General features: G+C 74.9%; 9 protein-coding genes and 1 pseudogene. 6 read left to right on the top strand and 4 right to left on the bottom strand.

Annotation, left to right across the window (positions count from 1 at the left end):
* Both GTW43_RS21505 and GTW43_RS21500 read left to right on the top strand, forming a co-directional pair.
* Positions 1-792 (top strand): annotated as a pseudogene (locus GTW43_RS21505) (hypothetical protein); the annotation flags it as partial.
* 78 nt (positions 793-870) lie between these two features.
* The gene (locus GTW43_RS21500) at positions 871-2,298 is read left to right on the top strand and encodes a GNAT family N-acetyltransferase (RefSeq protein ID WP_237536733.1); all 1,428 of its coding nucleotides are present in this window, start codon (positions 871-873) and stop codon (positions 2,296-2,298) included.
* Here the strand turns inward: GTW43_RS21500 and GTW43_RS21495 are convergent.
* On the bottom strand, positions 2,231-3,502 hold the full coding sequence (locus GTW43_RS21495; RefSeq protein WP_161303650.1) for a PLP-dependent transferase: 1,272 nt from the start codon (positions 3,500-3,502) through the stop codon (positions 2,231-2,233). The two genes, GTW43_RS21500 and GTW43_RS21495, sit on opposite strands and share 68 nt — an antisense overlap.
* A gap of 59 nt (positions 3,503-3,561) precedes the next feature.
* Here GTW43_RS21495 and GTW43_RS21490 point away from each other — a divergent pair, with 59 nt between their 5' ends.
* Positions 3,562-4,086, top strand: coding sequence for an Lrp/AsnC family transcriptional regulator (locus GTW43_RS21490; RefSeq protein WP_161303649.1), 525 nt, complete (start codon positions 3,562-3,564; stop codon positions 4,084-4,086).
* A gap of 19 nt (positions 4,087-4,105) precedes the next feature.
* Positions 4,106-5,812 (top strand): DUF885 domain-containing protein, encoded by a 1,707-nt coding sequence (locus GTW43_RS21485; protein ID WP_161303648.1) that lies wholly within the window; start codon positions 4,106-4,108, stop codon positions 5,810-5,812.
* Between the two features lie 43 nt (positions 5,813-5,855).
* Here GTW43_RS21485 and GTW43_RS21480 read toward each other — a convergent pair whose 3' ends face one another.
* Positions 5,856-6,716: an SDR family oxidoreductase gene (locus GTW43_RS21480; protein ID WP_161303647.1), complete on the bottom strand. Its 861-nt coding sequence runs from the start codon at positions 6,714-6,716 to the stop codon at positions 5,856-5,858.
* A gap of 197 nt (positions 6,717-6,913) precedes the next feature.
* On the opposite strand from GTW43_RS21480, the gene GTW43_RS21475 reads away from it, so the two are divergent.
* Entirely contained in the window at positions 6,914-7,714 is an 801-nt protein-coding gene (locus tag GTW43_RS21475) for an ATP-grasp domain-containing protein (RefSeq protein ID WP_343246079.1), read from the top strand.
* A gap of 34 nt (positions 7,715-7,748) precedes the next feature.
* Here GTW43_RS21475 and GTW43_RS21470 read toward each other — a convergent pair whose 3' ends face one another.
* Positions 7,749-8,273 carry a rhodanese-like domain-containing protein gene (locus GTW43_RS21470; protein ID WP_161303646.1) on the bottom strand — a complete coding sequence of 175 codons (525 nt, stop codon included), beginning with the start codon at positions 8,271-8,273 and terminating at the stop codon, positions 7,749-7,751.
* A gap of 199 nt (positions 8,274-8,472) precedes the next feature.
* Between GTW43_RS21470 and GTW43_RS21465 the strand changes: the two genes are divergently transcribed.
* Positions 8,473-8,940, top strand: coding sequence for an Lrp/AsnC family transcriptional regulator (locus tag GTW43_RS21465; RefSeq protein ID WP_161303645.1), 468 nt, complete (start codon positions 8,473-8,475; stop codon positions 8,938-8,940).
* A 31-nt stretch (positions 8,941-8,971) separates the two neighbouring features.
* On the opposite strand, the gene GTW43_RS21460 is transcribed toward GTW43_RS21465, so the two are convergent.
* Positions 8,972-9,553: SbcC/MukB-like Walker B domain-containing protein (locus GTW43_RS21460; protein WP_272922550.1), on the bottom strand; the 582-nt coding region annotated here is incomplete at its 5' end.

The following is a 9,553-nucleotide window of genomic DNA, read 5'->3' as shown; positions in this document are numbered from 1 at the left end:
GCCGCTCCCCCGCCGCCGCTTCCGCGCACGGTGCTGCGGAGCGTGGGCGACCGGGTCCTGGCCGACCTGCCGGCGGTCCCCGCATGGCAGGCGGACGGCCCGAAGGCGTTCAGCGCCCTCGGCGGGGCCGTCGCCGCCCAGGACGGTCGACGGGCGTACTGGTGGGGCGAGTCCGGTGCGGGGTCCATGGGCGGGCACTTTCTGGGCACGCTGCCGGGCCGGCGGGAGACGGTCGCGGCGCGGCTGCTCGGTGAGCTGTCGAGCTGCGCGGTCGACGACGCGCGCGGCACGTCCGCGTATCTGCCGCTGCTGGCCGAGGCCTCGGGGGACGCGGGCCCCGCGGTCCATCTGTCCGTGGCGTACGGGCTGGCGGCGCGGCATCCGGAGGACCGGCTCGCCGGGGTCGACGCCCTGCTGATCCTTGCGTCGCGCGGGGAGCTCGACGGGGAGTTGCTCGGCTCGGTGACCCTCCAGGTGGGAGCGGCGGGCGGGCTGACGCTGACGCGGCTGGCGGAGTCCCTGGGCACCGCGGCGTCGACCGGGGCGTACGCGACGGTGTTCGGGGTGCTGCGGGCACTGCTGCCGGCCCTGCTCGCCGACGGCCGCCCGGGGACCGCGCTGCGCGGGCTCGGTGACCTGCTGGCGCTCGCCGCGGACTGCGCGGAGCGGACCGGGGCGCACGAGTCGATACCCGGCCTGGCCGAGGTGGCGGCCCGCTCGGGATCGTCCCGGCTGGTGTCCCAGGCTCGGCGGCTGCGGACGGCACTCGACGAAGGGACAAACCAACCATAAGACCTCTTTACCCATCGGTCACAAACCGTTCGTGATCACGCAACACCGTTCCTTCACAGTGGATGCATGAGTCCAGACATGTCTGATGTGACGCGAGTGAAGCACGGTCGTCCGGTCCACCACTGGCGCCGGGATCTGGTCGAACTCGCCGCCCTGTTCACGGCGGTCGCGGTCGCCGACGCCGTGGCGAACCTGATCGGGCACGGCCCCGACGGTCCTGCGCTGCTCGTGATCTCGGCCGGGGTGCTGGCGGCCACCGCCGGCTTCCACGTGTGGTGGGCGCGGCGGCACGATCACGCACCGCCGCCGCCCGGCCCCGATACCGGCGCCCGGGAGGACGCCGCGCACACCGGCGCGGTGTCCCCCGGGCGGCAGGAAGCGGCGGGGGCCGCGGGGACGGCGCCCGATCCGGCGCAGAGCACGCTGTGGCGGATGCGGACGACGGTGCGCGACGAGCCGGGTTCGCTCGCGTCGCTGTGCACGGCGCTGGCGCGGCTGCGGGTCGACATCCTGAGCCTGCAGACGCACCCGCTGGCGGACGGCACCGTGGACGAGTTCCTGCTGCGCGGGCCGCACGAGCTGCCCGCCGCGGAGCTGTCGCGCGCCGTCGCCGCGGGCGGCGGCTCCGGGACCTGGATCGAGCGGGCCGACGCCCACGACCTGGTGGACGCGCCGACGCGGATCCTGGGCCTCGCCACCCGCACGGCGCTGGACGCGGCGGAACTCCCGCTGTCGCTGCGGCAGTTGCTCGGCCGGTGCACGATCAGGTCGCTGCCTGCCACGTCCGCGCAGGCGCGGGCGGAGGACGGCACGCCGGTCGAGGGCGGCTACGAGGGGGCGACGATGCGGCTGCGTACGCCGGAGGGCGGACTGATCACGGTGGAGCGGCCGTATCTGCCGTTCACCCCGACCGAGTTCGCACGGGCCCGCGCCCTCGTGGAGCTGGACACGCGGCTGGGCCCGCGCGTGCCGCGCAGTCACGACGTACTGACGCTGCCCCAGGGCAACGAGGTGAAGGTGCGGCGCGCCGACCCCGGGGACCTGGACGCCGCCAAGGCGATGCACGACCGGTGCTCGCGGCAGACCCTGAGCATGCGGTACCACGGGCCGGTCGCGGACGCGGACCGCTACCTGCGGCATCTGCTCGGCCCGCGTTTCGGGCGGACGCTGGCCGCGCAGACGGCCTCGGGCCGGATCGTGGCCCTCGGCCATCTGCTGTGGGACGGCGACGAGACCGAGGTGGCGCTGCTCGTCGAGGACGACTGGCAGCGTCGCGGCATCGGCGCCGAACTCCTCGGCCGGCTGGTCGCGATGGCGGTCGAGGCCGGCTGCGAGAGCGTCTACGCGGTGACGCAGGCGTCCAACACGGGGATGGTCGCCGCGATGCGCGGCCTCGGGCTGCCTCTCGACTACCAGATCGAGGAGGGCACGCTGGTCGTCACCGCGCGTCTGGCCGCGACGCCAGTGGTGTCACGGCTGCCGTACGAGCAGGCCGAGCACCACTGACGGCACCGGCCGACCCGGCACCTGCGCCGGCGGTCGCCGTCGGGGGCGCGGCGGCGTCGAGGGCCCGGTCCAGGTCGGCCCACAGGTCCTCGACGTCCTCCAGGCCGACGGACAGCCGCAGCAGCCGGTCGCTGACGCCCGCGGCCCGGCGGTCGTCGGCGTCCACGATGCGGTGACTGATCGAGGCCGGATGCTGGATGAGCGAGTCGACGCTGCCGAGGCTCACCGCCGGGGTGATCAGCCGCACCCCGGCGGTCACGGCGTGCGGGTCGCCGGCGACCTCGAACGACACCATGGCGCCCCCGATGCGCGGGTAGTGCACCCGGCTCACGCGCGGATCGGAGGCGAGCCGGCCCGCAAGGTCGGCCGCGGTGGCGGACGCCGCGGTGACCCGGACCGGCAGCGTGGCCAGACCGCGCAGCAGCAGGTACCCGGCGAGCGGGTGGAGGACGCCGCCGGTCGCGAAGCGGACCTTGCGCAGCTCGCGGGCGAAGCCCTCGTCGCAGGCGACGACGCCGCCGAGCACGTCGCCGTGGCCGCCCAGGTACTTGGTGGCGCTGTGCAGCACGAGCCGGGCGCCGTCGGCGACGGGCCGTTGCAGGACGGGGGTCGCGAAGGTGTTGTCGACGAGCAGCGGCACCGAGCCGCAGGCGTGGGCGACGGCCCGCAGGTCGACCTCGGCGAGCGTCGGGTTGGCGGGCGACTCGACCATGACCAGGCCGGTGTCGGGCCGGATCGCGTCCGCGATCCCGGCCGGGTCAACCCAGGTGACCTCGGAGCCGAGAGCCCCCGCCGTGAGCAGATGGTCGCTGCACCCGTACAGCGGCCGCACGGCGACCACGTGGCGCAGGCCCGCGCCGAGCCGGACGAGGAGCACGGCGGTGAGGGCGGCCATGCCGCTGGCGAACGCGACCGCGCTCTCGGCGCCCTCGAGCCGGGCCAGGGCGGTCTCGAACCGGGCGACCGTCGGGTTGCCGAGGCGGCCGTAGACGGGCGGCCCGTCGTCGAGGACGCCGTCGGCGGCGAACGCGTCGATGCGGGCGGCCTCACCGCGGCTGTCGGCCGCCGGGTAGGTGGTGGACAGGTCGATGGGCGGGGCGTGCAGACCCAGGCCCGCGAGATCGTCGCGTCCTGCGTGCACGGCTTCGGTGGCGAGGGCCCGGGTCACGGGTCGCGGGTACGTCACGTCCTCGTCGGTATCCATGGGCCCAGACTGAACACGGACCGAGATCGGTCGGCCAATTCCCGTGCTACGTTCGGCTGATGACCGACTCCGTCATACTGGATCCGGTGGATCTGGAGATTCTGCGGCTGCTGCAGAACGACGCCCGTACGACCTACCGCGACCTCGCCGCGCACGTCGGCGTCGCACCCTCCACGTGTCTGGACCGGGTGGCACGGCTGCGGCGCTCGGGCGTGATCCTGGGCCATGTGCTGCGCCTCGATCCCGCCCGGCTCGGCCGCGGGCTCCAGGCGCTCCTGTCGGTGCAGGTCCGCCCGCACCGACGGGAGCTGGTCGGCCCGTTCGTCGAGCGGATCCGGGCGCTGCCGGAGGCCCGCACGGTGTTCCATCTGACCGGCCCGGACGACTACCTGGTGCAGGTCGCGGTGCGGGACATGGCCGATCTGCAGCGGCTCGTGCTCGACGAGTTCACCTCGCGGCGCGAGGTGGCCCGGGTCGAGACCCGGCTGATCTTCCAGCAGTGGGAGTGCGGGCCGCTCCTTCCGGCCGGTCCCCCGGGCGCACCGGGCACGCCCACAGCGAATCATGGTGACGCGGCCCCCTGACCCGTACGAGGATGTCCGCATGTCAGACACCTCGAGCACCCAGCAGTCCCCCGGCCCGCTGCCCCGCCAGGTCGCCGACGCGCACGTCGACGCCGTGGTGGCCCTCGACCCGGTCACCGGCACGTATCTCGGAGACCGTGCCTCGCACGGCAAGTTGCCCGATCTGTCACCCGCGGGGCTCGACGCGGCCGCCGCGCTCGCGCGCGAGACACTCGCCCGGCTCGACGCGGCGGAGCGCCGTCCCGGCGCCGACAGCGACGTCGAGCGGCGGTGCGCGCGTCTGCTGCGCGAGCGCCTGACCGCGGAGCTCGCCGTGCACGACGCGGAGGAGCACCTGCGCGCCGTCACGAACCTGGGCGGCCCGGTGCACAACGTGCGCGAGGCGTTCACCGTCACCCCCACCGAGACCGACGAGGACTGGGCGGCGATCGCGTCCCGGCTGCGGGCGGTGCCGGCGGCGCTCGCCGGATACCGGGCGACGCTGGAACGCGGGCTGGAGCGCAAGCTGTACGGTGCGCCGCGCCCCACCGCGACCTTCGTCGAGCAGCTCACCGAGTGGGCGGGCGAGAAGCAGGGCCGCGGCTGGTTCGAGGAGTTCGCCGCCGACGGACCCGAGGCGCTGCGCGCCCAGCTCACGGAGGCGGCCCGCGCCGCCGACGCCGCGACGGTCGTCCTGCGCGACTGGATGCGGGACGTGTACGCGCCCGCGATCGAGGGCGCCCCCGAGGTGGTGGGCCGCGAGCGGTACGCGCGCTGGTCGCGGTACTACAACGGCACGGACCTCGACCTGGACGAGGCGTACGCGTACGGCTGGAGCGAGTTCCATCGGCTGCTCGGCGAGATGCGGGCCGAGGCCGAGAAGATCCTGCCGGGCGCCGCGACCCCGTGGGTGGCGCTCGCGCACCTGGACGAGCACGGCCGGCACATCGAGGGCGTCGACGAGGTCCGCGCCTGGCTGCAGAACCTGATGGACGAGGCCATCGCCGCTCTCGACGGCACCCACTTCGAACTGGCCGAGCGGGTACGGAAGGTGGAGTCCTGCATCGCTCCGCCCGGCAGCGCCGCCGCCCCGTACTACACGGCGCCCTCCGAGGACTTCTCGCGTCCCGGGCGCACGTGGCTGCCGACCATGGGGCAGACCCGCTTCCCCGTCTACGACCTGGTGTCGACCTGGTACCACGAGGGTGTCCCCGGGCACCATCTGCAGCTCGCGCAGTGGGCGCACGTGGCCGGTGACCTGTCGCGCTACCAGGCGACGCTGGGCGGCGTCTCGGCCAACGCGGAGGGCTGGGCCCTGTACGCGGAGCGGCTCATGGACGAACTGGGCTTCCTCAAGGACGCCGAGACGCGGCTCGGCTACCTCGACGCGCAGATGATGCGCGCGGCCCGCGTCATCGTCGACATCGGCATGCACCTGGAGCTGGAGATCCCGGCGGACTCGCCGTTCCACCCGGGCGAGCGGTGGACGCCGGACCTGGCGCAGGAGTTCTTCGGCGCGCACAGCAGCCGCCCCGCCGACTTCGTGGAGAGCGAGCTGACCCGGTACCTGTCGATCCCGGGCCAGGCGATCGGCTACAAGCTGGGCGAGCGCGCGTGGCTGCTCGGCCGGGAGAACGCGCGGGCCGCGCACGGCGACGCGTTCGACGCGAAGGCCTGGCACATGGCGGCCCTGTCGCAGGGGTCGCTCGGCCTGGACGACCTGGTCGACGAGTTGTCCGCGCTGTAGTCCCCTTGTAGTCCCCGCGGCGGGCGGACCGGGGCGCGCGGCGTCAGCCCCCGGTCCGCCGGAAGCCGCCCTCGGAGTCGATGACCTGCCCGGTGATCCACGCGGCCTCGTCGGTGGCGAGCCACGAGATGAGCCGGGCGGGATCGTCGGGCATCCCCCAGCGCCCGGCCGGGAAGAGCCCGGCGACGGCGTCGTACGCCGCGCCGTCGAGATAGTCCGTGTCGACCGGTCCGGGGTTGACCGTGTTCACGGTGACCGACCGGTCGGCGAGGGCCGTGGCGAGCGAGCGGGTGATCGAGGCGAGCGCGCCCTTCTGGAGGGCGTACGCGATCTCGCCGGGCATGCCGTCGGCGATGTCCTGACCGGACGTCATCATCACGACCCGCCCGCCGGGGGTGCTCGCCGGCAGCCCCGCGGCGTCCCGGCGGCGGGCGTAGGCCTGGACGAGCAGGAGCACCGAGCGGGCGTCGACGGCCCAGTGCGCGTCGAGCATCGCGGCGTCGATCGTGTCGAGCGTGCCGTCGCTGCCGCTCAGGGCGTGGTTGGCGACGAGGATGTCGAGCCGACCCCCGAGCGCCTGCGCGGCGGTGTCGATCAGCCGGGCGGGAGCGTCGGGTTCGCTCAGGTCGGCGGGGCCGTGCGCGACCACGGCGTCGTCCGCGCCCCGGGCGGCGCGGACCGCCTCGGCCACGTCCTCCGGCCGGTCGGCGCCCCAGGGCATCGCCGCGTCGTGCGGCACGTGATGGTGGAGGTAGACGCTCGCGCCGTACGCGGCGAGCCGCCGGGCCACGGCGCACCCGATGCCACCGCGCCGGCTGGCCCCGGTCACGAGGGCGGTCCGGCCGTACAACGGCAGCGGGTCGCGGCGGAGTTCGGCCGGGGCGGGTGCGGGGATTCTCGGCATGGCGCACGATCATGCCAAGGCCACGCGGGGCGCGCACGTGGGTTTCGGCGCCGGGGGCGCGGTGTGCTCCGGGCACGGGCGGCGCGCGGTGTACTCCGGGCACGGGTGATGTGCGGTGTGCTCCGGGCACGGGCGGCGCGCGAACGGTAATCGGGTGGCGGACGCGAGGCCCGGGGCCGCATTCTCGGACCGTGACCATCCAGCCTCGGCCCCCTCGCACCCTCTTCCTCTCCCCGCGCGTCACGGCGACGGGCCACGCCCTGGCCGGCGCGGCCCGCCGGCGTGGGATGCGCGTGGAGACCTTCGGGACCTGGCGCACTCCCGACGAGTGGCGCGGGCGGCCGGGCGCGTCGCTGTACGCGGGTCCGCTGTTCGCGGACGCGGTGGGCCGGGAGCTGGGGCTCGGGCTGCTGGAGGCGGCGCCGGGCTGGCTCGCGGGACTCCCGGTGGAACTCACGGGGCGGGACGTGGAGTTGACGACCGTCGCCGAGGCCCGCCGGCTGCGGCGCCCGGCGTTCGTGAAGCCGCCCAACGACAAGAGCTTCCCGGCCCGCGTCTACCCGGACGGCAGCGGTCTGCCCGGCCCGGACGCCGTCGACGACGAGACTCCGGTCCTGGTCAGCGACATCGTGGCGTTCGACGTCGAGTACCGGCTGTTCCTGCTCGACGCGACCGTGCGCACCGCGAGCCGCTACGCACGCCACGGCGACCTGGACGTGGCTCCGCTGGACGGCGCGGACCCGCTGCGGGACGAGGTCCTGCGGTTCGCCGCGCGGCTGCCCGCCACGGGCCTGCCGAGCGCGATCGTCGTGGACGTGGGGCGCCTCGCGCGGGGCGGCGGCTGGGCCGTGGTGGAGGCCAACGCGGCCTGGGCGAGCGGTCATTACGCGTGCGATCCCGACGGCGTGCTCGACGTGGTGCTGCGCGCGGCGGCGCCGGTGGACCACGTCGGCCCGCGCGACGCCCCGTTCCTGCGCGCCGCCCCGCACCGGGTGTGAGCATGCGGGTCCGTCCCGGGGCGGGCCCGGTGGTTCAGCAGCCGCAGTCCGCCCCGTCGACGGGCGCGGTCCGCGGGTCCGGGGCCTGGCGCGCCGGCCCCTCCCAGGTCTCGTAGGCGAAGCCCTCCCTGACCCAGTACTCGAATCCGCCGAGCATCTCCTTGACCTGGAAGCCGAGTTCGGCGAGGGCGAGGGCGGCGCGGGCCGCGCCGTTGCAGCCGGGACCCCAGCAGTACGTGACGACGGGCACCGACCGGTCGAGGAGGTGCCCGGCCTGTTCCCGGACGAGCGCGGTGGGCAGATGCAGCGCGCCGGGCACGTGGCCCTGGTCCCAGGAGGCGGTGGAGCGGGTGTCGATCAGGACGAAGCCGGGGCCGCCGGGCAGGGCGAGCGCGGCGGCGACGTCCGACACGTCGCTGTGGAAGGCGAGGCTCGCCGCGAAGTAGGCGGCCGCGGCGGCCGGCGCGGCGGGTGGGACCCGCAGGACGGGGTGGTCGCCGGTCCCGGCGGCCGCGGGGAACGTGGCGGGTCCGGCAGTCTCAGGGGGCGTGGCGGTCATGGCGATCACTCCTCGGAGGTTCACGTGGGTCGGTCTGGGGTGACGGGGGGGCATGGGGGTGACGAAGATGGCGTTCGGTGGTCTCTGGTGGCGGCCGGTCCCGACACCGCAAACCTACGGCCGGTGATCACGGTCACTGAAGGGCCGATCCCCGGCACATCCCTTGATGCGCCGGGGATCCACCTGCTATTTCTCGTCCATGACCGCTGATTCCACGCCCGGACCCGCGCACACGCCGGACGCCACCGACTGGCGCATCCTCGAGGTGCTCCAGGAGCAGGGCCGCGCCGGCTACGCGGAGTTGGCGCGCGCCGTGTCGATGTCCGCGAGCGCGGTGACCGAGCGGGTGCGGCGGCTGGAGGAGGCCGGGGTCATCGCCGGGTACACGGCGGTCGTGGTACCGGAGCGGCTGGGGCTGCCGATCCTCGCGTTCGTCCGGCTGCGGTACCCGAACGGGAACTACAAGCCCTTCCACGACCTCGTCGCGGCGACCCCGGAGATCCTCGAGGCGCACCACGTCACCGGCGACGACTGCTTCGTCATCAAGGTCGCCGCGCGCTCGATGGCGCACCTGGAGGAGGTCTCCGGGCGGATCGGTGCGCTCGGCTCGGTGACGACGAGCGTCGTGTACTCGTCGCCCCTGCCCCGGCGGCCGATCGGGCACTGAGGCCGGTCCCGGTCATCGTCCCGGGCCGGGCTCAGAGACCGCCGTGCTGGCGGACCTGCGAACCCTCCCGCCCCTTCACGACCTCCAGCTGGGCGTGCACGCGCCGCCGCAGATCGCCGACATGGCTGACGATGCCGACACTGCGGTCCCGCTCACGCAGGGTGTCGAGGACGTCGAGGACCTCGTCCAGCGTCTGGTCGTCGAGGCTGCCGAAGCCCTCGTCGATGAAGAGGGTGTCCAGCCGCACCCCGCCCGCCTCGTCCGTGACCACGTCCGCGAGGCCGAGGGCGAGGGCGAGGGAGGCGAAGAACGTCTCGCCGCCGGACAGCGTCGCCGTGTCCCGCTCGCGTCCCGTCCACGCGTCGACCACGTGCAGACCGAGGCCCGAACGGCCGCGCCCGGACAGCGAGTCGGAGTGCACCAGCGTGTACCGGCCGGACGACATGCGGCGCAGGCGCGCGGTCGCGGCGGCCGCGACCTGCTCCAGACGCGCCGCCAGGACGTACGACTCCAGGCGCATCCTGCGCTCGTTGTCCGCGGAGGTGCCCGCCGTGAGGGAGGCGAGCCGGGCGACGCGGTGGTAGCCGGCGCGCACCGGGCCGAGCCGGCGGGC

This window comes from Streptomyces sp. SID5785, from assembly GCF_009870065.1.
In the GTDB taxonomy this organism is placed as follows: domain Bacteria; phylum Actinomycetota; class Actinomycetes; order Streptomycetales; family Streptomycetaceae; genus Streptomyces.
The sequence above is the reverse complement of the archived record's forward strand: the minus strand, read 5'-3'. Positions and strand labels throughout refer to the sequence as shown.

Bases quoted from the DNA above. Each gene is read 5' to 3' on its own strand.
- GTW43_RS21500 (WP_237536733.1), top strand. From the start codon at position 871: ATGTCTGATGTGACGCGAGTGAAGCACGGTCGTCCGGTCCACCACTGG.
- GTW43_RS21495 (WP_161303650.1), bottom strand. From the start codon at position 3,502: ATGGATACCGACGAGGACGTGACGTACCCGCGACCCGTGACCCGGGCC.
- GTW43_RS21490 (WP_161303649.1), top strand. From the start codon at position 3,562: ATGACCGACTCCGTCATACTGGATCCGGTGGATCTGGAGATTCTGCGG.
- GTW43_RS21485 (WP_161303648.1), top strand. From the start codon at position 4,106: ATGTCAGACACCTCGAGCACCCAGCAGTCCCCCGGCCCGCTGCCCCGC.
- GTW43_RS21480 (WP_161303647.1), bottom strand. From the start codon at position 6,716: ATGCCGAGAATCCCCGCACCCGCCCCGGCCGAACTCCGCCGCGACCCG.
- GTW43_RS21470 (WP_161303646.1), bottom strand. From the start codon at position 8,273: ATGACCGCCACGCCCCCTGAGACTGCCGGACCCGCCACGTTCCCCGCG.
- GTW43_RS21465 (WP_161303645.1), top strand. From the start codon at position 8,473: ATGACCGCTGATTCCACGCCCGGACCCGCGCACACGCCGGACGCCACC.